The sequence below is a fragment of the Halostella litorea genome (assembly GCF_004785955.1).
GTDB lineage: Archaea > Halobacteriota > Halobacteria > Halobacteriales > Natronoarchaeaceae > Halostella > Halostella litorea.
This window is the reverse complement of record NZ_SJER01000001.1, coordinates 1,034,816-1,059,301: the sequence shown is the minus strand read 5'-3', so window position 1 is coordinate 1,059,301 and position 24,486 is coordinate 1,034,816. Positions and strand designations below refer to the sequence as shown.

Genomic DNA, 24,486 nt, shown 5'->3' with positions numbered 1-24,486 from the left:
GGCCGGTTTCCGCAGTTCTCCCGCGAGTACCCGGCCGATAGCGCCCCGCTTCGCTCCCCGCGACGCGTCACCGCGGGACCAGATTTAAGTGGGTGTGTAAAGCACGCTTTACTGTAAAGGGTGTTTTACGACAAACGCCCTTTACGTCCACCGATGACGCACGCACGACGGCCCTCCGATCCGACGCATCGATCCGAGACCAGCGCGGGAGGCGACCGTGCCGGGGATGCGACCCCGGGCGGCTCCGACCAGCAGTCGTCCCGCAGCGGGGCGCGCTCCCGCCGGAGCCTGCTCGCCGCGCTCGCCGCCGCCGGCACCGCCGCGGTCGCGGGCTGTAGCGGCGGCGACGGGACGACGACGGACGCCGACACCACGACCGCGGGGACGACCGCGACGACGGCGAACCCGACGTCGGCCGAGACGACCGCCGGGGACTCGGAGCCGGCCATGCCGGCGACCGGCGACCTCCCCGACGAACTGGCCGGCGTCGACGAGGCGGTCCGCTCGTTCGTCGCCGACCGCGGGGTCACGGCGGCGGCGCTCGGCGTCTCGAACGACGGCGAAGTCGTGCTCGAACGCGGGTACGGCTGGGCCGGCGGCGAGGGGTCCGCGCCGCTGTCGCCGGACGCGCCGTTCCGGATCGCCAGCCTCACCAAGTCCATGACGGCGGCGGCGGTCCGCTCGCTGTTCGGCGACGGCCTCTCGCGGGACACGCCGGTCCTCTCGGTCCTCGACCTCGAACCGCCCTCCGGCGAACTCGGGGACGAGCGCCTGCGCGACGTGACCGTCGACCACCTCCTGTCCCACGCCGGCGGGTGGGACGCGAACGCGACGTTCGACCCCGTGTTCCACCACTTCGCCATCGCCGACGCGCTCGGCCTGTCCGGGCCGCCGGACACGTGCGACATCGCCCGCTACATGCTCGGCCAGCCGCTTCAGTTCGAGCCGGGGTCGCGCCACGTCTACTCGAACTTCGGCTACGCCTTGCTCGGCCTCGTCGTCGAGGCGGTGAGCGACACGCCGTACCCCGAGTACGTCCGCGGGACCCTGTTCGACGGGTCGCCGCCCGGCCCGCTGTACGAGGGCCGGACCCTGCCCGACGAGCGCCGCGACGCGGAACCGCCCTACGAGAGCGCCGCCCAGTGCCCGAACGCGATGGCGCTCGACCCGGCGGAGCGAGTGCCCTGCGCAGACGGCGGGTTCTACCTGCAGGGCGTCGGCGGCGCGGGCGAACTCGTGACGAACACGCGGACGCTGCTTGCCCTCCTCCGGGACCACCCCGTCGACGGGTTCGCCGCCGCCGAGGAGTACCCCCACGAACCGGCGTTTGGCTCCCTCCCCGGCACGTTCACGATGCTCCACGAGCGCGAGGACGGCGTCGCCGTGGCGGTCCTCCTGAACCGGCGCGGCCGGGGGTACGGTTCGATCGCCGACGTCGTGGGGAGCGCGCTTGACGACGTCGACGCGTGGCCGTGACGGTCAGCCGGTTCCGTCCCGTTCCACGGCCGTAAGCCGGGCTTTCCGGCCAGTAACGGCGGAATACCTCGCCCGCGCCGGCCCGATCCGCCCGGGTTCGACCCCCGCGCCGCGGAAACCCGTGGACTGCGGCCGGAAATGCCGTTCGCTGTCCCGTCCCATAGCTATACTCCTAGCCCCGACCGGTGCGTCCGTGGCTACGATAGTAGCCGCGCAGCGTAAGCCCCGAAGGCCGCTACGGTAAGGTACGATGAAACCCACGCTCACAACGGTACGTTCGACCTACGACGGGAAAGCGCAGATTAGCCCGGGGGTGCTACGGTCGTGATGTGGCAGGACCTCGTGTTCATGACAGGTAGCTCCCTCTCTATCGTCTTCCTCGCGCCGACGCTCCGCGACGCCGACGCGCGGGTGCCGCTCGGCACCAGCCTCCCCTCGATGGCGATCGGGCTGGTGTACGGCATGACGTTCGCGACGCTCGGCATGACGTTCTCCGCGCTCGGGGCGTTCGCCGCGGGATCGATGTGGTCGCTCATCGCCGTCTGCCGGTCCCCGACCGACGCGACGACGCTGACGCGCCGCGACGGCCTGCGGCTGTTCGGCCATGACCTCCGGCGCTGGGTCGACCGCCGCCTCCCCGAGGCGACGCCGACCGACTACTTCTGACCGCGCCGCCGGCCCAACCCCACACCACTAAGGGCCGTTCGGCCGACGGGCGAGACATGTTCGACGACATCATGGAGAAGTTCGAGGGCTCCCCGAGCCAGCAGGCGGTGATCCGCCTGCTCCTGGAGCGGGGCTTCTCCGTCAACGACGAGGGGCGGGTCGTCTCCGGGGGGATCGAGATCCCCAACACCGGGATCGCCCGGGAGATAGACGTCGACCGCCGGGTCGTCGACTCGACGACCGACGCCATCCTCGCCGACGACGAACTGCGGCGGATCTTCCAGAACATCTCCGCCATCCCGAGCCTGATGGACCTGGCCCCGGTGCTCGACCTGACGGTGCTGACGGTCGCGGTCACCGACGCCGAGCAGGAGGGGATCGTCGCGGAGATCACGGGGATGCTCGCCGACAGCGGCATCTCGATCCGCCAGACCATAAGCGAGGACCCCGAGTTCACCGACGAGCCGCGGCTCTACGTCATCACGGACGAGGAACTCCCGGGCGACCTCATCAACGACATCCGCTCGCTCACGTTCGTCCGCAAGATCGAACTGCAGTGACGCGCCCGCAGCGCCGGGGACGCGTCCGTCGCGGCCGCGCCTCGCTACGCTTTTGAACGCGCCGCCGGTAACGGGGGTATGGACCAGGGGACGCGCGGAGCGCTCGAATCCGCGGGCGTGTTGCTCGCGGCGCTGACCGGCGGGTTGCACCTGATGATCGGCCTCCCGCGGTTCACCCTCTACCTGATGGCCGGACAGCCGTTCCTCGACGTCCGGCAGGTGCTGTTCGTGCTCTCGGGGGTCGCCGTCTTCCTCGGCGTCACGCTGTGGTACATGGGGCTTCGCCGCGACGTGGTGTACGGGGCCGGTATCCTGTTGATGCTGGGCTACCTCGTCGGCTGGCTGGTGCTTGGCGGCCACGGCAACCAGTTCGCCTGGCAGGGCGGCCACCACGCCGGCAGCCCCCTCGTCACGCTGTTCGAACACCTCGTCTCGGAGTGGCAACTGCTCCTCACGAAACTCACGGAGTCCACGCTGCTCGTCGTCCTCGTCGCCCTGCTGTACGACGAACTGACCCGCGACGACGCCCGGGCGACGGACGCGCCCGCGAGCGGCGACGGGACGAACTCGGGCGACGCGGACGCGAACTGAGATGGCGGCCGACACGTACCGCACCGTCGCCGAGCGCGCGACCGCGGCGTTCGAGGTGCGCGGCTCGGAGTTCCTCGGCCACGTCGCGCCCGTCGGGGGCGTCGACGACGCGGAGGCGTTCGTCGAGGAGGTGCGCGCGGAGTACGACGACGCGACCCACAACGTACCCGCCTACCGCGTCCGCGCCGACCCGTTCCGCGAGTACTCGAACGACGACGGCGAGCCGTCGGGGTCGGCCGGCAAGCCGGCGCTGAACGTGTTGCAGGGCCGCGAACTGGAGAACGTCGCGGTCGTCGTCACGCGCTACTACGGCGGGACGAACCTCGGCGTCGGCGGGCTGGTGAGCGCGTACGGTCGGGCGGTCAAGGACGCCGTCGACGCGGCCGGGGTCGTCGAGCGCCGCCCGCACGAGACGGTGGTCGTGACCGTCGGCTACGACGACTCCGGCACCGTCCGGTCGACGCTGGAGAGCGCGGGCGTCGAGTTCGACGCGGCCTACGAGGCCGACGTGACCTTCGAGGTCCGCGTCCCGGTCGCGGCGGCCGACGACCTGCGCGACCGGCTCCGGAGCGCGACGAGCGGGCGGGCGCGCATCGAGTGACCGACGGAGAACGTAGTTTCGGGAGCGCTCCGGAGCCGTCCGGGGGTGCGTTTCGGGAGGAGATCGATACCGCCGACCTCGCCGCCCGCCCCGGGGTTCGACCCGAAACGCGGGGGTTCGACGCGCGTCGAATCAGTCGACGATGATCTCGTCGTCGCCGTCGTCGAGCGCGTCGCGGCCGGCCCCCATCTCGCGCTCGTAGCGGTCGATCCAGTCGGCGAAACACTCCGGGCAGAGCCGCTGGGAGTCGATCTGTGAGCGGTCGACGGTCAGCCGGACCGTCCGGGCGAGCGCGTCGGTGACGGAGTCGCCACAGCCGTCGCAGGCGTCTGTCATGGGAAGGCCGTGGGACCCCGTGACAATAGCCTTTTACGTCGTCCGGAACGCGCGGTCGCCGGCGTCGCCGAGGCCGGGGACGATGAAGCCGTCGTCGTCGAGGTGGTCGTCGATACTGACGGTGAGCAGGTCGGCCTCGGGGTACTGGTCGCCGACACGCAGGAGGCCGTCGGGCGCGCTCACGGCCGAGAGGACGATGAGGTGTTCCGGGTCCGGGGAGTTCTCGACGACGTGGTCGAGGACGGCACACATCGTGCTCCCGGTCGCGAGCATCGGGTCGGCGATGATGACGGTGTCCTCCTCGCGGATCTCGGGGAGCTTCACGTAGTCGATGGTGATCGGGAACTCGCCGTCGTCCATGCCGGCGTGCTCGTCGCGCGAGGCGCTGATGACGCCCTGTCGGGCGCGCGGGAACGCCTTGAGCAGCCCCTCGACGAACGGCGTCGCCGCGCGGAGCACGTTGATGATGACGACGTCGTCCAGCCCCTTCACGCGCTCGCCCATCGTCTCCTCCAGGGGCGTCCGGATCGAGACGTACTCCGTCTCCATGCGGCCGTCGATGATCTCGTACCCGCAGAGGCGGCCGAGCTTCACCAGCCCCTTGCGGAACGCCACCTGCTCGGTGTCGACGTCCCGGAGCTGCGAGAGGGTGTCCTTGGCGAGCGCGTGGTCGACGACGTACGCTTCGTCGCGGTCTTCGATGGTCATTGGACGGAACAGCGTCCGCCGAGGATTATAAGGTAACGGTTCGAAGCCCCTCGCCATGCGCACTGTCGAGGTCTCGCGGTTCGTCCGGGCGCTCCCCGCGGAGGTCGAGCGCGCGCTGACGCCGGCCGCGGTGGTCGAGTACGAGGGGAGCTTCGAGGCGCGGTCGGTCGAGGAGACCGACGACGGCTGGGTGGTCGACGTCGGCGGGGCGGGCGTCGCGTTCCCGCTCCGCTTCGAGGCCCGCGAGGACGGCCTGCACTACGAGCAGGCCGGCGACGGCGGGCCGCTGGCGCGGATGGAGACGACCCTCTCGCTCGCGCCCGAGAACGAGGGGACGCGGGTCACCGCCACCTCCACCGTCGCGGCCGGGATGCCGCTGGCGGCCGTCACCGACCGGATCGCCGCGTGGAAGCGCAAGGGGGAGCTACGGCGGGCGCTCCGCGCGCTGGACGAGGACCTGTCCTGACGGGTCCGCGGGCCGGTGCTGTGCGCCGCGGCCGCACGACTCCGCCGCCTACAAGCCGCTCCGCGAGGACTGCTGCGTATGGGGTTCATTGACACGGTCCGGGACGTGCTCGCCGCGTCGAACGCGTCCCCCGCACGGGGCGGCGCGGGCGACGAGTCCGCCGGCGCGTACTGGTGTCACGACTGCGACGAGCGGATCCGCGACGTGGACGCCCCCGGCGACGGGACGCCGGACTGTCCGGCCTGCGGCGACGCGATGGAGTTCGAGCGCTCGGCCGCCTCGACGGGGTGTGCCTGCTAGCGGACCACGATGAAGGTAAGCGCCATCAGCGCGAGCGTCAGCAGCGCGAAGTTGCGCCACGAAAACGCCGCCCCGCCGGCGAACTCGTAGCCGCGGAGGAGGACGTAGCTGAAAAACCCCGAGAGTATCGCGTTCATCGCCAGGTGCACGCGCGGGTCGCCGTCCGACGCCATACTCGGCGTGCCGTTCCGAGCGCCTTTTCTCTTCCGGCCGCGTTGCACGCACATGCAACTCCGGAACCGCCAGGGCCGCGCGGTCGACCCCGTTCCGTTCCTCGTGGTGACGCTGCTCGGCTTCCTGATCGTCTACTCCTTCGGCCCGCCGTACCTCGGCGCGCTCGGCCTCGCCATCGACCACGGCGTCGCGCTCTCGACCGGCGTCTTCCTCGCCATCGCGGCGGCCGCGTACCACCGCCTCGTCTGGTCGTACCGGCCCGACCGCCGGCGCGCCGTCCCCGGCGGCGTGCGCTTTGGCACGCTGTACTACGGCATCCTCGTCCTCGGCGCGCTCTGCGTGTTGCTCTCGCTGCCGCTGCTCGTCCGGTAGCCGGGACATGGGCCGGCGGAGCCGTCACCCTTTTAGCCACCCTCCGCGTCACGCGTCAACATGTCCCTGAACGAGCGCATCGCGGCGTACCGGGAGTGGCTCGCCGAGGTGTTACACGGTCTCTATCACGGGATGATCGAACACCCGGCGTACGAACTCATCGAGAAAGAGGCCGAGGACACGGACGACGCGCTCATGTTCGCCTGCTTCGCGGACGCCTTCGGCATCCCGAGCCCGGTGTCCTACTACACGGCCGAACTGCTCCCGTACCTCGGCGAGGAGTTCGCCCAGTGGGAGCGCCGGATGTGGGACCGCGAGTCGCTCGTCGAGCGCAAGGGCCAGCAGTACCACTTCTGAGATGGAGAAGTTCGTCTTCTTCGGCGGCAAGGGCGGCGTGGGGAAAACGACGGTATCGAGCGCGTACGCGACCCGCTGTGCGGACGCCGGGCTGAAAACGCTCGTTGTCTCGACGGACCCCGCCCACAGCACATCCGACGTGTTCGACCAGGCGTTCGACGACGACCCCAACCCCGTCGACGGCTACGAGAACCTGTGGGCGATGGAGATAGACCCCGACGAGGAGGTCGAGGCCCACATGCAGGAGATAAAGCGGACGATGAGCGACCAGGTCAGCCCCGCCGTCGTCAACGAGATAGACCGCCAGATCGAACTCGCCCACCGGACGCCGGGGGCCTACGAGGCGGCGCTGTTCGACCGCTTCATCGACGTGATGCGGTCCGCCGACGAGTACGACCGCGTCGTCTTCGACACCTCGCCGACCGGCGGAACGCTGCGCCTGCTCGCGCTCCCGGAGTTCCTCGAATCGTGGATCGAGCGCCTCGTCGACAAGCGGGCAAAGAGCATCGACCTCTACGAGAAGGCGGCGATCGGCGACCGGGACGCCCGCCGCAAGGCCGAGGAGGACCCGATCATCCGCCGGCTCACCGAGCGCAAGGAACTGTTCGAATTCGCGGGGGAGACGCTCCGCGAGGACGCCGCCTTCTTCCTCGTGTTGAACCCCGACGAGCTGTCGATCCGGGAGACGGAGCGGTCCCTCGACGACCTCGCGGAGTTCGACCTCCGGGTCCGCGGGCTGGTGGTCAACCGGATCGCGCCCCCGCCGGACGACGACGAGCAGGGTCGCGGCGCGCAGTTCCTGCGGCAGCGCCACCGGACCGACCGCGAGCGCCTCGCCACGATCCGCGAGACGTTCGACGAACCGGTCGTCGCCGAGATAGAGACGCGGATCGAGGAGGTCAAAGGCGACCTGCTGGCCGACGTCGCCGCGGAACTCGACATCGACGTCGCGCCGACGCCGACCTGACCACAAAGCATTTGCCCGCAGTTACTACCGCGTAACAGACACTTACGTCGCGTCGCCGGCCCCGAAAGCCCGGCCAGCCGCCAATTTTCGACCCGCGGGACGCGTATAACAGCAACAAAAGTTTAAATCATTGTTCATCATACACCGCCACGGGGCAGTATACCATGGTACAAGTCATCTGGCTGGTGCTCGGCGTGTTGACGATGTTCAGCGTGGGGTATCTGGGCTACTCCAGATACCTCGCGAACTTCGTCGAACTCGACGAGGGCAACGAGACACCGGCACACAAGTACGAGGACGGGCAGGAGTACGTACCGTCGAAAAAGCCCGTCTTGCTGGGGCATCACTATTCGAGCATCGCGGGCGGCGCGCCCATCGTCGGCCCGATCACCGCGGGCGTCGTGTGGGGGTGGGTTCCCGCGCTCCTGTGGATCGCCATCGGCAACCCGCTGATGGGGGCGGTCCATGACTTCGTGTCGCTGTCGGGCAGCCTGCGTCACGAGGGGAAGTCGATCGGCTACATCATCGGCGAGTACGTCGGCGAGCGCGGCAAGAACATGCTGTTGTGGTTCGCATTCCTGACGATCATCCTCGTCGTCGCGGTGTTCGCGCTGGTGGTCGCCATCGTGTTCAACGCCTACCCGCAGGCCGCGACTGCGAGCTTCATCTACATCGCGCTGGCGCTGGTGTTCGGGGTCTGGCTCTACCAGCTGGACCTGCCGTTCCTCGTCGGGACGGCGATCTTCGTCGCCGGCGTGTTCGGCGGCGTGTTCGTCGGGATCGAGTTCCCGCTCGCGCTGTTCCCGGCGGGTCCCGACGCCAGCTATCCCGCCGGAACTACCGTGCTGTTCTCGGGCGGCTCCGCCGTTCCGGGGTCGGGGCTGTTCGGCGCGAACGTCGCCGCGTGGATCCCGGTGATCCTCGTGTACGCGTTCATCGCCAGCGTCCTGCCGGTGTGGACGCTGCTCCAGCCGCGGGACTACCTCTCGTCGTTCCTGCTGTACACGGGCGTCGGCGGCGCGCTGCTGGCCATCATCGTCGGCACCGTCATGGGGTCGGCGAGCGAGCCGCTGACGGTCAACATCGACGCCTACTACGGCTTCATGGGGACGACGAGCCTGCCGCTGTTCCCGATGCTGTTCGTCACCATCGCCTGCGGGACCATCAGCGGATTCCACTCGCTGGTGTCGTCGGGGACGACGGCCAAACAGCTCGACAAGGAGACCGACGCCCGCCTGATCGGCTACGGCGGCATGCTCGGCGAGGGACTGCTCGCGACGGTCGCGCTCTCGACGGTCGCGCTCGTCGGCATCACGGTCGAGGGCGGCGGCATCGGCCAGGCGCTGCCCAACTTCGCGACCGGCGGCGGGATCATCCTCACGAGCTTCGGCATCCCCACGGACATCGGCGCGCCGTTCATGGCGCTCGTCCTGGTGAGTTTCCTCCTGACGAGCACCGACACGGCGATGCGGCTCGGCCGGTACATGATGGAGGAGATCGTCGGGACGCCCGAAACCGACGTGCAGACGTACGCCTCCAACCGCTACGTGAACTCCGGCCTTCAGGGCGTGCTCGCGTACCTGCTTGTCGCCAGCGGGCGCTGGCAGGACCTGTGGCCGCTGTTCGGCGGCGCGAACCAGCTGCTCGCCGCGCTGGCGCTGCTGACGGCGACGGTGTGGCTCGCCAACTGGTCCGACACAAAGCAGCTGATTAGCACCGGGGTCCCGATGGCGATCATGACGACGATCACCGTGCTGGCGCTGCTGTATCTGGCGTTCGTCCAGAACTTCCAGCAGAAGTTCCTCGACAGCGAGTGGATGGCCGAGGCGACGACGCTCAACATGGTGTCAAGCGCGATCCAGATCGTCATCGCGCTCGTCCTCGTGGGGCTTGCGTTATCGCTGGTGAAGATGGGGTACGAGAACGTCAGGGAGGCGAGATCCGGCCCCGCGCCCACCAGCACCGAACCGTCCGACGACTGACGCCGTAACCGACGCCGGTTTTTTTTTTCGCGCCGTCGCCGTCAGATCTGCAGGCGGCGAGCGATCAGGTCGAGCAGCCCCGGCTCCTCCCGCTCGATCGCTTCCCACGTCGTCAGCGCCTCGCGCACGTCCGCGACCTCGCTGGTGACGACCTCTCGCTCCTCGGGCGCGACCACGGCGAGGTTGACCTCGTAGTGGCCGTAGTAGCCGTACTTCAGGAGCGTCCGGTCGCGGAACCCGTCGACGTAGTCGCGAACGTCGTCGGGAACCTCCGGGACGACGGTCACGAACGTGAACTCCGTCCCGTAGTGCTCCTCGTCGGCCTCGACCCGCTCGTCGGCCAGGTCGTGCCCCAGGTCGACCAGCGACTCCAGGTCGCCGACCGACAGCGACTCCCGCCGGCCGAGGTACAGGTGCTCGTTGGCCTCGTGGTGGGCGTAGGAGAGCAACGGCGTGAAGAAGTGCTTCTGGCTCTCCATCCGCAGGCGGCCGTAGAGGTCGAACCGCCGGCCCCGCTCGCGCACGCCCTTCTCGAGGTCGTAGTTGAACATCAGGCGGTCGCTCACGCGGTCGACGTACTCGTCGTCCCAGTTGGGCACCTCCGACTCCGGCGGCGCGCCGTCCGGGGTCCCGTCGGACGCCTCGCTCATGGCTCGTAGGCGGCGACGTCGTCGACGGCCGGCGCGCCGACCGCGACCACGCGGGCCGGGCCGTCGGCGTCCTCGGCGACGTGCGCTCGCTGCGGGCTCTCCGGCTCGACGACGAACGCCTCGTTGGCCCCGATGACGTACGTCCCCTCGGGCGTCTCGACGCTCAACTCGCCCGAGACGACGTAGAACACCTCCTCCTGCTCGTCGTGGACGTGGTACGCGAGCGGGATCGCCTCGCCGGGCGCGGGTTCGTACACGTTGACGGCGACGTTCTCCAGGCCCGCCGCCTCGCTGATCGACCGCCGTACGCAGGGCCGGTCCGGGGTCGGATCGACCTCGTTCAGCGCCACGTGGTGATATCCCATGCGATCCCCTGTCGGGATACGCCCCTAATACGTCTTCGGCGGCGGCCGCCCGCGACCCCGGGAAAGGTTTAACCCCATCCTTCACGGACGATCCGGACGAAAGCCATGGACGACGACAGGACCGAGGCCTGCGGCCGCTGCAGCATGACGGCGGTCGTCGACGCCACCGACGGCGAGACGGGCGGGGACCCGTTCGAGGGCGACCGGATCGAGGTCGACCCGGACGAGATGCGAACCGCAGCGAAGCCCGCCGTCCTGCTCGGCCGGGTCAAGCGCCGGGTCGACGAACTCGCGACGAAGTTGACCTACGGCCGGTAGCGTCGCGGCCGCGCCGGTCGGCTCGCCCGCAAAGCGTTTAACCGTTGCCGCGCGTACGGTCGCCAAGCGCATGGAAGAGAGCATCTCGGGGTTCAAAGTCCGAGGTTCGTGGGGGGACGTCGTCGAGCACGGCGAGCGGCTCACCCGCGCGCTCCGGGACATGGACGTCAACGACTCCGGCCACGAGTACGCCGACGCCTTCGAGGAGTGGAACGAGTGGCGGCCCAAGTCCCACGAGCGCATCGAGGGCGACGTCAGCGAGAAGACCGCCGAACAGGCGAGCGTCGCCGAGGGCAAGGGGGAGAAGGCCGGCAAGAACCCGGACGAGGACATCCAGACCGCGGGCGAGAAGCTCACCGAGTCCTACGAGAAACTGGAGGACGACGACACCGAGGGCGCGGTGGGCAAGTGGGGCGAGTCCCTGGAGTACGTCGCCCGCGCCGCCGACTCCGCCGGGCGCAAGGCGCTGCGCGCGGTCGAGGACACCGTCTACCAGCGCGTGATGACACAGATCGCGCCGTACTACTTCGACAACGAACTCATAAGCGCCAACCTCCAGAACTCGACGAACGGCGACGAGGAAGTGTTTACCTTCGAGATAAACGTCAACGACGACGACCTGAAGGCGGCCGTCTCGGACCGCCTCGCCGAGTACGAGGACACCGTCGACCGCTGGCACGTCGACACCGAGAAGGAGACCGAGAACGTCGAGGCCGTCGAGGGCGTGGAGGCGCCGGAGGACGAGGAGCGGTCGAAGCCATCCTCGAACTGAACGGCGTTTCATCGCCGCGACCGTGAAGTGGTTTTGAAGAAGCCGTCTTCGAACTGAGCGCCGCCTGTCAGCAGCACCTTCGGTTTTCGCGGTGCCGCAGACGGTAGGCACTTGTAGGGCCCCCGAGTAGCCGAACGTCAATGGTAGCTGCCGGGACGCTCGCCACGGTCGTCGTAGCCGGGCTGGCCAGCCTCTTCATGGCGTGGGCGATCGGTGCCGGGTCGAGCGGCTCGACCCCCTTTGCCCCCGCGGTCGGCGCGAACGCCATCTCCGTGATGCGCGCGGGCTTTTTCGTCGGCATCCTCGGGTTCGCCGGCGCGGTGTTGCAGGGCGCGAACGTCTCCGAGGCGGTCGGCCGCGAACTGATCGGCGGCGTGACGCTGTCGCCGGTCGCGGCGGTCGTCGGGCTGACCATCGCCGCGGTGCTCGTGGCGTTCGGCGTGTTCGCGGGCTACCCCATCGCCACCGCCTTCACCGTCACCGGCGCGGTGATCGGCGTCGGGCTGGCGATGGGCGGCGACCCGGCGTGGGCGAAGTACCGCGAGATCGGCACGCTGTGGGTGCTGACGCCCTTCGTCGGCGGCGGGATCGCCTACGGGACCGCGAAGACGCTGCGCGACGAGCGCGTGCCCGAACGGGTCGCCATCCCGCTGCTCGCGGGGGTCGTCGCCGCCATCGTCGTCAACGTCAACTTCGTGGTGCTCGGCCCGGCCGGCGAGGCCGCAAGCGTGGCCGGGTCGATCGCGGGGTCGGTCGCCGACGGCGGCCTCGCCGCGCGCGTCGGGATCACGGTCGGCCTCGCGCTCGTCGCCGCCGGGGCGCTCGCCCGCGACATCGACGCCGACCCGGACGCCGGCCAGCGCCACTTCCTCCTCGTGCTCGGCGGCCTCGTCGCCTTCTCGGCCGGCGGGAGCCAGGTCGGCCTGGCGATCGGCCCGCTGTTGCCGCTCGTCTCCCCCGGCTCCGCCGTGGTGGTGCCCCTGACCGCGGTGCTGGTGTTCGGTGGCGTCGGCCTGCTGATCGGCTCGTGGACGGGCGCGCCGCGGATGATCAAGGCGCTGTCCCAGGACTACTCCTCGCTCGGCCCGCGGCGCTCGATCGCGGCGCTCATTCCCTCCTTCGCGATCGCACAGGCCGCCGTCCTGTTCGGCATCCCCGTCTCGTTCAACGAGATCATCGTCTCGGCGATCATCGGGAGCGGCTACGCCGCGGGCGGCAGCGGCGTCAGCGGCCGGAAGATGCTGTTTACCGTGCTGGCGTGGGTCGCCTCGCTGACGATCGCCGTCGTCGCCGGTTACGTGGGCTTTCTGGCGGTCGATACGGTCATCTGACCGGCGTCAGCGACGGTCGAACCCTTCGAACCGGGCCAGCCGGAACGGCTCGATGTCGTGGTCCGTCGTCCCGTCGACCGCGAGGTCGGCGAGTATCTCCCCGACGACGCTGGCGAACTTGAACCCGTGCCCCGAGAAGCCCGCGCCGACGGTGACCTGCGGGTGGTCCGGATGCCGGTCGAGGACGAAGTCGCCGTCGGGCGTGTTGGTGAATAGGCAGGTGGCCATCCGCATCGTCGGCCCCGCGCCGTCCGGGAAGTATCGCTCGGCGTACGCCCGGAGCAGTTCCTCGTCGGCGGGCGTGGGCTCGCGGGCCATCCGGTCGGGGTCGACGACCTCCTCGCGGTGGTTGAACTTGCCGAACTTGAACCCGGGCACGTCGTACCGGGGGAACCCGTAGTAGTGGCCGTCGTCGGTCGCGTGGACGAACACCGGGAACCGGGACGGGTCGAACCGCCCGGGCGCGGTCGGCCGGAGCCACGCGAGCACCTGCCGCTCGGGCACCGCGAGGTCCCCGAGTTCCGGGAGGAGTTTCCGCGTCCACGCCCCCGCCGTGACGACCAGGTGGTCCGCCTCGTACGTTCCCTTCCGCGTCGTCACCCGGACGCCGTCGTCCCCGAGCACCACGAAGTCGTCGACCGCCTCCCGCGCCCGGACGGTCGCGCCGTCAGCGTGTGCGGCCTCGACGTGGGCGACGATGCACTGCTCGGGGACGAGAAAGCCGCCGTCGGGCTGATACACCGCCCGGTGGCCCTCGGGGAGGCCGTACCCCGGGAACCGCTCGTTGACCGCGTCGGCGGCCAGCACCTCGTGGTCGATGCCGTGGCGCTCACAGGACTCTCTGGACCCCTCGAACACCCGGCTTCCGGGCGGGCCGGCGTCCAGGCCGCCCGTGACGTGCAGCAGGTCGCGGCCGGTGCGTTCCTCCAGTTCCCGCCAGCGGTCGTACGCGCTGCTGACGAGGGGGACGTACGCCGGGTCCTCGTACTGTGCCTTCCGAATGATGCGGGTGACCCCGTGTGACGACCCCATCTCGTGGGGGACGTCGTACCGCTCCAGACCGAGGACGTCGACCCCGCGGGCCGCCAGGGCGGCAACGGTCGCGCTTCCCATGCCGCCGACGCCGACGACGATCACCTCGTGGCGACTCGACATACGCCCCCGTCCGAACGCCGAAGGAAAACCCTTACTCAGGTGGGTGGTTCGGTACCGACCCGCGTGCTACGACTCCTCGGGCGAGAGCTCGTCGGGTTCGGTGTCGAGGTCCTCGTCCGCCGACTCGAGTTCCCGGATGCGGGCGTTGAGTATCCGGGTGTTCTCGACGCGCTCGACGGTGATCTCGACGCCGTCGTACTCGATGGACTCGCCCTCCTCGACGAGGCGGCCGGCGCGGTTGAAGATGAAGCCGGCGATCGTCTCGAACTCCTCGCCCTCCGGGAGGTCGATCTCCAGGGCCTCGTTTATCTCGTCGATGTTGACCTCGCCGCGGACGCGGACGGTCTCGTCGTCGAGGTAGTCGATCGGCTCCTCCTCGCCGCCCTCGAGGATCTCGCCGACGATCTCCTCTATCATGTCCTCCATCGTCACCAGCCCCTCCGTGGTGCCGAACTCGTCGATGACGATCACCATGTGCATGCGGTTCTCCCGCATCTCGGTGAGCAGTTCGTCGACGTTTTTCGACTCGGGGACGTGGAGGGTCGGCTTGATGAAGTCGTCGAGTTCGAGGTCGTCGGCGTCGGCCGCGCCGTAGTTCAGGTCCCGGACCAGGTCGCGGATGTGGGCGACGCCGATGATGTTGTCGAGGCTGCTCTCGTACACCGGCAGGCGGGCGTGGCCGCTCCGGACGCAGGTCTGGATCGCCTCCTCGACGCTGGCGTCCTTCGGGATCCCGGTCACGTCGAGCCGCGGCGTCATCACCTCCTTGGCGATGGTGTTGTTGAACCGGAAGATGCGCTGGAGCATCTCGCGTTCGTCCTCCTCGATGACGCCCTCGCGCTCGCCGGTCTCTATCATGTTCTGGATCTCGTCGCGGGTGACGTAGGACGTCTCGATCGCCGAGCGGCCGCCGGTCACCTTGTTGACGATCCGGGTGAGGTAGTCGAACGTGACGATGAGCGGCAGGAGGAGGTACTCCGAGAACTTCAGCGGCTTCGCGATCCGGAGCGCCCACGACTCCGTGTTCTCGACGGCGTAGGACTTGGGCGCGCTCTCGCCGAACAGCAACACCAGGGCGGTGACCCCGAACGTGGCCGCGAGCACGGCCTGCCCGCGCGAGACGTAGTAGCCCAGCAGCCCCGTGGCTATCGAGGACATCGCGATGTTGACGATGTTGTTCCCCACGAGGATCGTCACCAGCAGCCTGTGGGGGTCGTCCTTGAGCTCCTTGAGCGTCCCCGACCCCGGTTTCCCCTCCTCGACGAGCGCGTCGATCCGGTGGGCCGCCAGCGAGAACATGGCGATTTCCGAGGAGGAGAAAAACGCGGACAGCCCCATGAGCACGACCATCACGACGATCCCGACTGTCACCACGGTCGTCTGGTCGACCGGGACGCCGAGCGAGTCGAACGTCTGCAGCAGTCGCACCGTTGCGAGCCCAGATATACCCATCACCCCCGACCTAACTCTGCCCGGAAATTAACTCTTGTCACCTCTCCGGTCGAATTCGGGTGGCCTGTCCGGGCCGTCCCCCCGGCAACGCCCCTGCCGCGGGCGAAGGTCTTACGGCCGAACCGTCCCCATGGATCGGTATGAGCGACCCGACGATCACGTTCTACCGGCTGCAGGCGTGCCCGTTCTGCGAGCGCGTCACGCGCACGCTGGACGAACTCGGCCTCGACTACCGGTCGCGGTTCATCGAGCCGATGCACTCTGACCGCGACGTCGTCAAGCGGATCAGCGGGAAACGAACCGTTCCGGCCATCGTCGACGAGTCCACCGGCGTCACGATGAGCGAGAGCGCCAACATCGTGGAGTACCTCGAACGGACGTACGGCGACGGGGGTGGGGCCTGATGGACTTCGATGTCGTCGACCTGCCTGAGACGGACCACGTCGACGAGGGCGACGTCGCTCCCGACTTCGTCCGGCCGCTCGTCAACGACGAGTACTGGGAGGACGCGGCGCTGTCGGACGTCACCGACGACGGCCCCACCCTGCTCGTGTTCCACCCCATGGACGGCGCGTTCCCGGCGACCTACGTGTGGAACGAGGTCCGCGACCGCGGGTGGACCGACGACCTGACCGTCGTCGGCCTCTCCATCTCGTCGCCGTACGAGCATAAGGCGTTCATCGAGGACCGCGGGATCGACGCCCGCCTGTTCAGCGACCCCAAGGCGACCGTCGCCGTCGAGTACGGCATCGCCCACGACCTCGACGGCATGACCGGGGTCACCGAGCCCCGCCCGGCGGTGTACCTGCTGGACGCGGACCGCACCGTCGAGTACGCCTGGGTCGCCGCTGAGTGGCCCGACTTCCCGCCGTACGACGAGGTCGAGGACGCCATCGAGGGGATCTGAGGCGGCGACCGTCCGACCGCGTCGCCCCGTGACGACACGCTTTTCTGCCGACCGCGGCGACGTGCCGCCATGACCGACGTGTCGAGTGCCGCCGAGGCGATCGGGGACGGCGACCTCGTCGTCTACCCGACCGAGACGGTGTACGGGCTGGGCGCGGACGCGCTCGACCCCGACGCCGTCGAGCGCGCGTTCGCGGCGAAAGGACGGGACCGCTCGAAGCCGCTGTCGCTCGGCGTCCCCGACGTGGACGCCGCGCTGTCGTACGTCCGGCCGAGCGAGCGCGCGGAGCGGTTCATGCGCGAGTTCCTGCCCGGGCCGGTGACGGTGGTGTGCGAGCGGACCGACGACGTGCCGGACGCGCTCACCGCCGGCCGCGACCGGGTCGGGGTCCGCGTCCCCGACCACGACCTGGCGCGCGAACTCCTCGCCGCAGCCGGACCGCTGACGGCGACGAGCGCGAACGTGAGCGGACGGGGGAGCGTCACGCGCGTCGCGGACTTAGACGACGACCTGCTCGATGCGGTCGCCGTCGTGCTCGACGGCGGCGAGACGCCGGGCACGGAGAGCACCGTCGTCGACGTCGACCGGGACGAGGTGATCCGCCGCGGCGCGGACGCCGACCGGATCGAGGCGTGGCTGGAGCGGTAGCGGGGCCCGACCGTCCGTGCGGCCGTCGTGCGTGGCGACCGTCGCGCGCCCCGACCCCGCCGCGGCTACGACAGCAGCGAGCGGAGCGTTCGCGTCCTGACGCCGCAGTCGTCGCTGTACTCGCAGGGGTTGCACTTGTCGTGGTTCTCCAGGCGCGGCGGCGGGCCGTCGAGCGACTCGACGGTCCGGACCGCCGTGCGGTACGCCGCCTTCCGCCGTGTCGTCAGGCGCACCTCGCGGACGACGCCGTAGGCGGGGTACTCCACGTACGCCCGCTCGACCGGCCGCTCGCGCTCCCAGGCGAGCGCCTTGGCCGCGGCGACGGCGTGGACCGCGTGGGGCTCCCAGACCCCCTCGTCGGGCGGCGCTCCGGGCGAGACGACCGACGGGCAGGGCGGCCCCTCGATCACCTTGTGCGCGACGCCGCGACACTCCCGGCCGGAGAGCAACACGTCCCGCCGCGGCGGGTCCGCGAGCGCGGCCCAGTCGTCGGTCCGGTCGCGGGCGCGCCGGAGGTTGCGCCGGTAGCGCGCCGGCGGGGCTTCGGTGGGCAGGCCCGCGAACGCGGCGTCGGGCGCGTCGACCAGTTCCGGGTAGCGGTGGGCCAGATCCCGGCGCTCGGCGACGACCGCCGGCGGGTCGCGGTCGCTCCGGCGCGCGTAGTACAGTTTCCGCGGGCAGTAGGTCGCCGTCCGCAGGTCGCTGAAGGGGATCACGGCCCGTGGTGGCCGCGGGATGGTACAAAAAGGTGTGGCGGGCCGTCGCCGCGGCCGGTTGCCGACCGCCTCAGTCGTCGTCTTCCTCGGTGGTCGTCCTGTCGATGTCCTTCTCGCCGAGGTAGATCTCCGCGCCGTCCTGTGCGACCTTCTCGGCGAGGACGGCGCATTTCACCCGCATCGGGCTGATGTCGACGCCGAGCATGTCGATCACGTCGTCCCGATCCATCCCGTCGAGTTCCTCCAGCGTCTTTCCGCGGAGTTCGCCCGACAGCATGCTCGCGGACGCCTGGCTGATGGCACAGCCGTCGCCCCGGAACGCGACCGCCTCGATCGTCTCGTCGTCGTCCGCCAGTTTCACGTCCATCCGGATCTCGTCGCCGCACATCGGGTTCTCGCCGACGTGGGTGTACGTGGCGTCCTCGATCTCCCCGTAGTTGCGGGGGTTCTTGTAGTGGTCGAGGATCTGCTGCCGGTACATGTCCGAGCCCATTCCCATTGTTGTCGCCAGATACGGGCGGGCCGCGGAAAAGGATTCCGAGGGAGCGGGCCGCACGCGGGCCGCGCCGGGCGGAGCGGGGTCGCCGTTCGTCGACGCCGTCGGGCCTACACGTCCGCGAACGGGCCCTCTTTCGCCGCAGCGAGGCGGCGGAACTGGTCGTCCGACAGCGAGACGGCGGCCGCGCCGAGGTTCTCCTCCAGTTGCTCGCGGGTGCGCGCGCCGACGATGGGCGCGGTGACCGCGTCGTGGTGCGTGAGGTAGGCGATAGACACCTGCGCCGGGGTCGCGCCGACCTCGTCGGCGACCGTCCGGACGACGTCCAGCGCGTCGAAGTGCTCGGCGGTCAGGTAGTGGTCGCGCCAGCGGTCGCCGTCGGAGGCCGTCGAGTCCTCGGGCAGGTCCGCGTCGCGCTCGTACTTGCCGGTGAGAAAGCCCTGCGCGAGCGGGCTCCACGGGACGACGCCGATCCCGTAGTCCCGGCACATGTCGAGGTACGACCCCTCCGTCTCCCGGTCGATCAGGTTGTAGCGCGGCTGGGCGACCTTGAACGGCTCGTACCCCTTCCGGCGGGCGATCTCGTTTGCCTTCGCCACCTTCCAGGCGTTCGGTTCGAGCGTCGAGGTGCCGAGGTAGTTCACCTTCCCGTCCTCGACGAACCCGTTCAGCGTGCGCATGAACTCCTCGACCAGCGTGTCGTCGTCGAACCGGTGGGTGTACAGCAGGTCGACGTAGTCGGTGTCGAGTCGCTCCAGGATGCGGTCTATCTGCCGCCGGAGGTGCTTGCGGCCGAGGCCGCCGCCGTTGGGGTCGCCCTCGCGGGTCGGCCAGTACACCTTCGAGGCGATGACGAAGTCCTCGCGGTCGCGGTCGGCCATCCAGTTGCCGATCCAGCGCTCGCTCTTCCCGTCGCCGTACACGTCCGCGGTGTCGATGAACCGGCCGCCGCGGGCCGCGTAGGCGTTCAGCAGTTCGTACGCCCGCTCCTCGCCGATCTCGATCGCCCCGCTCGGCGTCTCGCGGCCGAACCGCCAGGTGCCGAAGGCGAGTTCGCTGACCCGCGTGCCGGTCGACCCGAGGGGTACGTAGTCGAGTTCCATCGCCCGCGTCTTCCGGGGCCGGCACAAGAAGTCCGTCGATGTCCGCCCGCGGCATCGCCGCCACGCTCCGGGCCCGTGGTCGCCGCGCGGACACGTAACTCCGAAAACGTTTTCACCCGGGTGGTCGGTAGGGGTTCGCATGGCACGGCTGCCCTCCACCGTTAGCCGTCGTACCGTCCTGTCAGGTCTCGCCGCCGCCCCGGTCGTCGGGTCGATCGCCGCGAGCGACCGCACCGCGGCCGTCGGCGCCGACCGGGCCGCCGCCCCGCGGATCGAACCCGCGGCGACGGTCGGCCTCGACGGCGTCGCCGAGGCCGTCGTCGGCGCGGACGGCGAAACCGTCTACTGCTCGCTGGCCGACGGGTTCGGGGTCGTGGACGCGAGCGACCCGGCCGCGCCCGAGGTGCTGTACGAGGAGCGCGGGATGGAACACGACGGCGACGGGCCGATGGCCGACGTGATGGACGTGAAGGTATCGGGCGACCGCCTCGCGGTCGCCGGGCCGAACGGTGGGTTCGGGAACGACTTCTCGGGCGTGTTCCTGTACGACGTGTCGGACCCGGCGAACCCGGAGCGGGTCGCCTTCCAGCCGACCGACCACGGGATCCACAACTGCTCGCTCGACGGCGACCGGCTCTACCTCACGGGAACCGGCCTGCCGAACTCGCCGGTCGTGATCTACGACGTGAGCGACGATAACCCGGAGAAGCTCACGGAGTGGTCCGCGGCCGACGCCGACGACGTCTGGGCCGACGTGTCCTCGAACTACGCGCAGTGTCACGACCTGTACGGCCGCGGCGACACGCTGTACATCGCCTACTGGGACGCGGGCACGTGGGTCGTCGACGTGTCGGACCCGGCGAACCCCCAGTTCCGGTTCCGCGTCGGCGGCCACGACCCCGAGTACCTCGCGTCGCTCGGGCGCAACCCCACGCCGGAGTTCTTCGAACTCCCGGGCAACAGCCACTACGTCCAGCCAGACGGCGACGGCTCCGCGCTGTTCGTCGGCAAGGAGGCCTGGAACCGCGGGGACAGCGACACCGTCGGCGGCCCCGGCGGCATCGAACTGTGGGACGGCACGGAGGACCCGTCGCTCAGAACCGTCCTCGCGCCGCCCCAGCCCTCCCCCGAGGTCGACGGGAGCGGCTGGACCTCCCACAACTTCGGCGTCGACGGCGACCGGCTGTACACGTCGTGGTACGACGGCGGCGTCCGCGTGTTCGACGTGAGCGACCTCGGCGCGCCGAAGGTGCTCGGCGAGTGGCGCGACCCGTCGAGCACCTCCTTCTGGAGCGCGAAGCCGCTGGCCGAGGGCTTCGTCGCCGGGAGCTACCAGAACCCGAGCAACTCCCGCGAGGAGCGCGCGGACGGCGTCGGCGCGACGCTGTACCTGTTCCCGGAGCCGGACGGCGAGGGCGCGACCGAGGCGCGGACGATGGAGCGCCGCGAGTTCCCGGAACCGGACCAGGGGACGACGACGGACCCCGGGACGACCACGACGGCCGGGACGACGACTACGACCGACCCGCCGACCACGACGACCGGGGGCACGACCACCGCCACCGACGGGACGACCGCCGGCGGCGGCACGACGCCCGACGACGGCTCCGGCGACGGCGGCGGTGACGGCGACAGCGACAGCGGCGGCCAGCCGGGCTTCGGGCTCCTGACGGCGCTGCTCGGCGGCGGCCTCGGGCTGCGGCGGTACGCGAAGCGGCGAGAGGAGTAGAACGGGTCGCCGGGTCGGCGACGCGGTTACGCGAACAGTTCGCGCGCGGCGTCGATGGCCTCGACCAGCCGGTCGACCTCCTCGCGGGTGTTGTACACGTAGAAGGAGGCCCGGACGGACGCCGGGATGCCCATCTCGTCGTGGAGCGGCTGGGTGCAGTGGTCGCCCGCACGGACGGCGACGGCGAAGTCGTTGCAGATGCTCGCGAGGTCGTGGGCGTGGACCCCCTCCAGGTTAAAGGAGACGAGGCCGCCCCGCTCCGCCCCCGGCTCCGGGCCGTACAGGTCGACGTCGTCGTACTCCGCGAGGCGGTCGTACGCGTACTCGGCCAGCGCCGCCTCGTGGCGCTCGATCCGCTCCATCCCGATGTCTTCGAGGTAGTCGACGGCCTCCGCGAGTGCGACGCCCTGCGCGATGACCGGCGTCCCGGCCTCGAACTTCCAGGGCACGTCCGCCCACGTCGAGTCCTCGAAGGTGACCTTCCGGATCATCCCGCCGCCGTAGTAGTGGGGCTCCATCTCCGCGAGCAGTTCCTTCTTGCCGTACAGGCAGCCGATCCCGGTCGGCCCGGCCATCTTGTGGCCGGAGAAGGCGTAGAAGTCGGCGTCGATCGCCTCCACGTCGACCGGGCGGTTCGGCACGGCCTGCGCGCCGTCGACGAAGGCGTAGGCGTCGTGGTCGTGGGCGATGTCGGCGATGTCGGCGACCGGGTTGACGGTGCCGAGCGTGTTCGAGACGTGGACGACGCTGACGAGTTCGGTGTCGTCGGTGATCAGCTCCCTCGCGTGGTCCATGTCGAGGCGGCCGTCGTCGTCGACCCGGACGTACTTCACGTCCGCGCCGGTGCGCTTGCCGATCTGCTGCCACGTCACCAGCGACGCGTGGTGCTCCATCTCGGTGGTGACGATCTCGTCGCCCGGGCCGAGTTCGTTCAGGCCCCAGGCGAAGGCAACGAGGTTCTCGGCCTCGGTGGTGTTTTTCGTGAACACCAGCTCCTCGCGGCCGCCGTTTGCCCCGACGAACTCGGCGACGCGGTCGTGGGCCTCCTCGTAGGCGAGCGAGGCCTCCTGGCTCAGGTGGTGGATGCCGCGGTGGACGTTGGCGTTCGTCGTCCGGTAGTAGTCGGCGATGGCGTCGACGACCCGGTCGGGGGTCTGGGTCGTCGCGGCGTTGTCCAGGTAGGCCACCTGCTCCCCGTCGAACTCCCGCTGGAGGATCGGGTACTCCTCCCGTATCGACGCGACGTCGAGCGGCGCGGACTCGCTGGTTTCCATTGCCGGATCGGAGGGGCTGGAGGCAGAACACTCCTTCGATCCCGTGGGTCGCGGTCCGGACGTGGATAAATATCTTTCCCCGCGTTGCGGGGCCAGCGACCGTCGTTTCCCCACTAAGGGGGACGCCCGCCACGTACGAATCGAGATGACTGCGATCGAAACCGACGGCCTGACGAAACGGTTCGGCGACCTCGTCGCCGTCGACGACGTGAGCCTCACCGTCGAGGAGGGCGAGGTGTTCGGCTTCCTCGGCCCGAACGGCGCGGGGAAGTCGACGACGATCAACATGCTACTGGACTTCGTCCGGCCCACCGAGGGCACGGCGACGGTGCTCGGCCACGACGCGCAGTCCGAGTCCCAGCGCGTCCACGAGCGCGTCGGCGTCCTCCCGGAGGGGTTCGACCTGTACGGCCGCCTGACCGGGCGCAAGCACGTCCGGTTCACCATGCGGGCGAAGGGCGTCGACGGCGACCCCGACGCGATCCTCGACCGGGTCGGCCTCGCCGAGGCGGCCGACAGGCCGGCCGGCGGCTACTCGAAGGGGATGCGCCAGCGCCTCGCGTTCGGCATGGCGCTGGTCGACGACCCCGACCTCCTGATCATGGACGAGCCGTCCTCGGGGCTGGACCCGACCGGGATCAACGAGATGCAGGAACTGGTCCGGGCGGAGGCCGAGCGCGGGACGACCGTGTTCTTCTCCAGCCACATCCTCGAACACGTCGAGGAGGTCTGTGACCGCGTCGGCGTCATGAGCGACGGCGAACTCGTCGCCGTCGGGACGCTGGCGGAGCTCAACGACCGGTTCGGCGGCGACGCCCGGCTGGACCTGACGCTCGATCCGATCCCCGAGCGGGCGGTCGAGCGGCTCCCCGACCTCGACGGCGTCAGCGGCGTCGACCGCGACGGGAGCGTCGTCTCCGTGCGCTGTACCGACCCGGCCGCGAAGGCGGCCGCGATAAACCGCATCGAGGACGCCGGCGCGACGGTGCGCGACATCGACGTCGAGGACCACGACATCGACGAACTGTTCGCGCGGCTCACCGGCGACGACCCGGCCGCGCTCGCCGACGCGGAGTCGGACGACGCTCCCGACGCCGACGCCCCGGAGGTGATGGCATGAGCGTCGGCGTCGTCGCCCGGAAGGACTTCGAGGACGCCCTCCGGTCGCGGATGCTCTGGTCGCTGACGGGCCTGCTCGTCCTGCTGGTCGGGATCGCCTACGTCGCGGTGTGGAACTGGGGCCACGACACCGCCGCCGAGGAGATGGTTGGGCTGCTCGCCCTGCCGCTGCAGGTGCTCGTCCCCATCTCCGCGCTGATCGTCGGCTACATGTCCGTCGTCGGCGAGCGCCGCTCGGGCAGCATCAAGCTCCTGCTCGGCCTGCCGCCGACGCGGGGCGACGTGGTGCTGGGGAAGCTGGTCGGCCGGAGCGGCGTCCTCGCCGCCGCGGTCCTGACCGCCTTCGCCGTCGCCGTCGCGCTCTCGCTGGCGCTGTTCGGCGCCCTCCCGCTCGCCGCGCTCGGCGGCCTGCTGCTGGCGACGCTGCTGCTCGGCTTCGCGTTCGTCGGCATCGCGGTCGGCGTCTCCGCGGCGAGCGCCTCCCGCGGCCGCGCCATGGCGGCGACCGTCGGGACCTACATCGTGTTCATCGGCTTCTGGAAGCTGCTGACCGCCGGCGTCTACTACCTGCTGAACGACAGCGCCCCGACGCTGCCCATCGAGGGCGGCTACCTGCTTCTGGAGCGGCTCAACCCGATGCAGGCGTTCGCCGTCGTCGCGACGGAGCTGTCCGGCGTCGACGTGTTCCCGGTGCTGTTCCAGTACGGCGTCGGCATCCCGTCGGTGGCCTCCAGCGACCTGTCGGCGGCCGTCGCCGGCGACCTGCCGTTCTACCTCGAACCCTGGTCGGCCGTCGCGGTGCTGGTCGCGTGGTTCGCCGTCCCGATGACGGTCGGCTACCTGCGGTTCCGCACGGCCGACCTCGGGTGAGGTTTATTCCGCTCCCGTCCCGAGG

31 protein-coding genes are annotated in these 24,486 nt (G+C 70.1%); 20 read left to right on the top strand and 11 right to left on the bottom strand.

Annotated elements, in window-relative coordinates; all coding sequences use genetic code 11:
- The first annotated feature begins 153 nt into the window (after window positions 1-153).
- The 5 genes from EYW40_RS11035 to EYW40_RS11015 all read left to right on the top strand — a co-directional run bounded on the left by EYW40_RS11035 (window position 154) and on the right by EYW40_RS11015 (window position 3,894).
- Window positions 154-1,476, top strand: coding sequence for a serine hydrolase domain-containing protein (locus EYW40_RS11035; RefSeq protein WP_135821653.1), 1,323 nt, complete (start codon window positions 154-156; stop codon window positions 1,474-1,476).
- A gap of 324 nt (window positions 1,477-1,800) precedes the next feature.
- Window positions 1,801-2,142, top strand: coding sequence for a hypothetical protein (locus EYW40_RS11030; protein ID WP_135821652.1), 342 nt, complete (start codon window positions 1,801-1,803; stop codon window positions 2,140-2,142).
- 56 nt (window positions 2,143-2,198) lie between these two features.
- A complete protein-coding gene (locus EYW40_RS11025) occupies window positions 2,199-2,702 on the top strand; it encodes a TrpY family transcription regulator (RefSeq protein WP_135821651.1) in 504 nt (167 codons plus the stop codon).
- Window positions 2,703-2,780: 78 nt separating this feature from the next.
- Window positions 2,781-3,293, top strand: a complete 513-nt coding sequence (locus EYW40_RS11020; RefSeq protein WP_135821650.1) for a hypothetical protein — start codon at window positions 2,781-2,783, stop codon at window positions 3,291-3,293.
- A 1-nt stretch (window position 3,294) separates the two neighbouring features.
- Window positions 3,295-3,894, top strand: a complete 600-nt coding sequence (locus EYW40_RS11015) for an IMPACT family protein (RefSeq protein ID WP_135821649.1) — start codon at window positions 3,295-3,297, stop codon at window positions 3,892-3,894.
- 132 nt (window positions 3,895-4,026) lie between these two features.
- Here the strand turns inward: EYW40_RS11015 and EYW40_RS11010 are convergent, their stop codons facing one another.
- Both EYW40_RS11010 and upp read right to left on the bottom strand, forming a co-directional pair.
- On the bottom strand, window positions 4,027-4,230 hold the full coding sequence (locus EYW40_RS11010; RefSeq protein ID WP_135821648.1) for a DUF7569 family protein: 204 nt from the start codon (window positions 4,228-4,230) through the stop codon (window positions 4,027-4,029).
- A 33-nt stretch (window positions 4,231-4,263) separates the two neighbouring features.
- A complete protein-coding gene (gene upp / locus EYW40_RS11005) occupies window positions 4,264-4,938 on the bottom strand; it encodes a uracil phosphoribosyltransferase (RefSeq protein WP_135821647.1) in 675 nt (224 codons plus the stop codon).
- A gap of 55 nt (window positions 4,939-4,993) precedes the next feature.
- Here upp and EYW40_RS11000 point away from each other — a divergent pair, with 55 nt between their 5' ends.
- Together EYW40_RS11000 and EYW40_RS10995 are read left to right on the top strand one after the other, a co-directional pair.
- Window positions 4,994-5,404, top strand: coding sequence for an SRPBCC family protein (locus tag EYW40_RS11000; protein ID WP_135821646.1), 411 nt, complete (start codon window positions 4,994-4,996; stop codon window positions 5,402-5,404).
- A gap of 78 nt (window positions 5,405-5,482) precedes the next feature.
- Window positions 5,483-5,704, top strand: a complete 222-nt coding sequence (locus EYW40_RS10995) for a zinc-ribbon domain-containing protein (RefSeq protein ID WP_135821645.1) — start codon at window positions 5,483-5,485, stop codon at window positions 5,702-5,704.
- Here the strand turns inward: EYW40_RS10995 and EYW40_RS19995 are convergent.
- Window positions 5,701-5,877 carry a DUF8107 family protein gene (locus tag EYW40_RS19995; protein WP_202614501.1) on the bottom strand — a complete coding sequence of 59 codons (177 nt, stop codon included), beginning with the start codon at window positions 5,875-5,877 and terminating at the stop codon, window positions 5,701-5,703. The genes EYW40_RS10995 and EYW40_RS19995 overlap by 4 nt on opposite strands.
- A 52-nt stretch (window positions 5,878-5,929) precedes the next feature.
- Here EYW40_RS19995 and EYW40_RS10990 point away from each other — a divergent pair, with 52 nt between their 5' ends.
- The 4 genes from EYW40_RS10990 to EYW40_RS10975 all read left to right on the top strand — a co-directional run bounded on the left by EYW40_RS10990 (window position 5,930) and on the right by EYW40_RS10975 (window position 9,556).
- On the top strand, window positions 5,930-6,250 hold the full coding sequence (locus EYW40_RS10990) for a hypothetical protein (protein WP_135821644.1): 321 nt from the start codon (window positions 5,930-5,932) through the stop codon (window positions 6,248-6,250).
- Between the two features lie 60 nt (window positions 6,251-6,310).
- A complete protein-coding gene (locus EYW40_RS10985) occupies window positions 6,311-6,607 on the top strand; it encodes a DUF7990 family protein (RefSeq protein WP_135821643.1) in 297 nt (98 codons plus the stop codon).
- A gap of 1 nt (window position 6,608) precedes the next feature.
- Window positions 6,609-7,574, top strand: coding sequence for an ArsA family ATPase (locus EYW40_RS10980; RefSeq protein WP_135821642.1), 966 nt, complete (start codon window positions 6,609-6,611; stop codon window positions 7,572-7,574).
- 164 nt (window positions 7,575-7,738) lie between these two features.
- Window positions 7,739-9,556: a carbon starvation CstA family protein gene (locus EYW40_RS10975; protein ID WP_135821641.1), complete on the top strand. Its 1,818-nt coding sequence runs from the start codon at window positions 7,739-7,741 to the stop codon at window positions 9,554-9,556.
- Window positions 9,557-9,597: 41 nt separating this feature from the next.
- Here the strand turns inward: EYW40_RS10975 and EYW40_RS10970 are convergent, their stop codons facing one another.
- Window positions 9,598-10,206 carry a DUF8052 family protein gene (locus tag EYW40_RS10970; protein WP_135821640.1) on the bottom strand — a complete coding sequence of 203 codons (609 nt, stop codon included), beginning with the start codon at window positions 10,204-10,206 and terminating at the stop codon, window positions 9,598-9,600.
- Complete coding sequence (locus EYW40_RS10965) at window positions 10,203-10,571, bottom strand: cupin domain-containing protein (protein ID WP_135821639.1); 369 nt, start codon at window positions 10,569-10,571, stop codon at window positions 10,203-10,205. Before EYW40_RS10965 ends, EYW40_RS10970 begins: the two co-directional genes overlap by 4 nt.
- Before the next feature lie 105 nt (window positions 10,572-10,676).
- On the opposite strand from EYW40_RS10965, the gene EYW40_RS10960 reads away from it, so the two are divergent.
- The 3 genes from EYW40_RS10960 (at window position 10,677) to EYW40_RS10950 (ending at window position 12,992) form a co-directional block, all read left to right on the top strand.
- On the top strand, window positions 10,677-10,889 hold the full coding sequence (locus tag EYW40_RS10960; protein WP_135821638.1) for a DUF8007 family protein: 213 nt from the start codon (window positions 10,677-10,679) through the stop codon (window positions 10,887-10,889).
- Between the two features lie 70 nt (window positions 10,890-10,959).
- A complete protein-coding gene (locus EYW40_RS10955) occupies window positions 10,960-11,661 on the top strand; it encodes a DUF5828 family protein (protein WP_135821637.1) in 702 nt (233 codons plus the stop codon).
- Between the two features lie 140 nt (window positions 11,662-11,801).
- Window positions 11,802-12,992, top strand: coding sequence for an inorganic phosphate transporter (locus EYW40_RS10950; RefSeq protein WP_135821636.1), 1,191 nt, complete (start codon window positions 11,802-11,804; stop codon window positions 12,990-12,992).
- A 6-nt stretch (window positions 12,993-12,998) separates the two neighbouring features.
- Here EYW40_RS10950 and solA read toward each other — a convergent pair whose 3' ends face one another.
- Both solA and EYW40_RS10940 read right to left on the bottom strand, forming a co-directional pair.
- Entirely contained in the window at window positions 12,999-14,147 is a 1,149-nt protein-coding gene (solA, locus tag EYW40_RS10945; protein ID WP_135821635.1) for an N-methyl-L-tryptophan oxidase, read from the bottom strand.
- 66 nt (window positions 14,148-14,213) lie between these two features.
- On the bottom strand, window positions 14,214-15,599 hold the full coding sequence (locus EYW40_RS10940) for a hemolysin family protein (protein WP_135821634.1): 1,386 nt from the start codon (window positions 15,597-15,599) through the stop codon (window positions 14,214-14,216).
- Between the two features lie 140 nt (window positions 15,600-15,739).
- Between EYW40_RS10940 and EYW40_RS10935 the strand changes: the two genes are divergently transcribed.
- From EYW40_RS10935 to EYW40_RS10925, 3 genes are all read left to right on the top strand, one after another.
- Window positions 15,740-16,003 (top strand): glutathione S-transferase N-terminal domain-containing protein, encoded by a 264-nt coding sequence (locus EYW40_RS10935; protein ID WP_135821633.1) that lies wholly within the window; start codon window positions 15,740-15,742, stop codon window positions 16,001-16,003.
- Window positions 16,000-16,506 carry a redoxin domain-containing protein gene (locus EYW40_RS10930; protein ID WP_135821632.1) on the top strand — a complete coding sequence of 169 codons (507 nt, stop codon included), beginning with the start codon at window positions 16,000-16,002 and terminating at the stop codon, window positions 16,504-16,506. The genes EYW40_RS10935 and EYW40_RS10930 overlap by 4 nt, the downstream gene beginning before the upstream one ends.
- Window positions 16,507-16,575: 69 nt before the next feature.
- On the top strand, window positions 16,576-17,154 hold the full coding sequence (locus EYW40_RS10925) for an L-threonylcarbamoyladenylate synthase (RefSeq protein WP_135821631.1): 579 nt from the start codon (window positions 16,576-16,578) through the stop codon (window positions 17,152-17,154).
- Between the two features lie 65 nt (window positions 17,155-17,219).
- Here EYW40_RS10925 and EYW40_RS10920 read toward each other — a convergent pair whose 3' ends face one another.
- The 3 genes from EYW40_RS10920 to EYW40_RS10910 all read right to left on the bottom strand — a co-directional run bounded on the left by EYW40_RS10920 (window position 17,220) and on the right by EYW40_RS10910 (window position 19,469).
- Complete coding sequence (locus tag EYW40_RS10920) at window positions 17,220-17,870, bottom strand: CRISPR-associated protein Cas4 (RefSeq protein WP_135821630.1); 651 nt, start codon at window positions 17,868-17,870, stop codon at window positions 17,220-17,222.
- A gap of 70 nt (window positions 17,871-17,940) precedes the next feature.
- Complete coding sequence (gene sufU / locus EYW40_RS10915) at window positions 17,941-18,369, bottom strand: Fe-S cluster assembly sulfur transfer protein SufU (RefSeq protein ID WP_135821629.1); 429 nt, start codon at window positions 18,367-18,369, stop codon at window positions 17,941-17,943.
- A 107-nt stretch (window positions 18,370-18,476) separates the two neighbouring features.
- Complete coding sequence (locus EYW40_RS10910) at window positions 18,477-19,469, bottom strand: aldo/keto reductase (protein ID WP_135821628.1); 993 nt, start codon at window positions 19,467-19,469, stop codon at window positions 18,477-18,479.
- Window positions 19,470-19,608: 139 nt separating this feature from the next.
- Between EYW40_RS10910 and EYW40_RS10905 the strand changes: the two genes are divergently transcribed.
- Window positions 19,609-21,198 (top strand): LVIVD repeat-containing protein, encoded by a 1,590-nt coding sequence (locus EYW40_RS10905; RefSeq protein WP_135821627.1) that lies wholly within the window; start codon window positions 19,609-19,611, stop codon window positions 21,196-21,198.
- Window positions 21,199-21,224: 26 nt separating this feature from the next.
- Here the strand turns inward: EYW40_RS10905 and EYW40_RS10900 are convergent, their stop codons facing one another.
- Window positions 21,225-22,472 carry an aminotransferase class V-fold PLP-dependent enzyme gene (locus EYW40_RS10900; RefSeq protein WP_135821626.1) on the bottom strand — a complete coding sequence of 416 codons (1,248 nt, stop codon included), beginning with the start codon at window positions 22,470-22,472 and terminating at the stop codon, window positions 21,225-21,227.
- Between the two features lie 145 nt (window positions 22,473-22,617).
- On the opposite strand from EYW40_RS10900, the gene EYW40_RS10895 reads away from it, so the two are divergent.
- Together EYW40_RS10895 and EYW40_RS10890 are read left to right on the top strand one after the other, a co-directional pair.
- Entirely contained in the window at window positions 22,618-23,592 is a 975-nt protein-coding gene (locus EYW40_RS10895) for an ABC transporter ATP-binding protein (protein WP_135821625.1), read from the top strand.
- Window positions 23,589-24,461 (top strand): ABC transporter permease subunit, encoded by an 873-nt coding sequence (locus tag EYW40_RS10890; protein ID WP_135821624.1) that lies wholly within the window; start codon window positions 23,589-23,591, stop codon window positions 24,459-24,461. The genes EYW40_RS10895 and EYW40_RS10890 overlap by 4 nt, the downstream gene beginning before the upstream one ends.
- The last annotated feature ends 25 nt before the right edge of the window (window positions 24,462-24,486 follow it).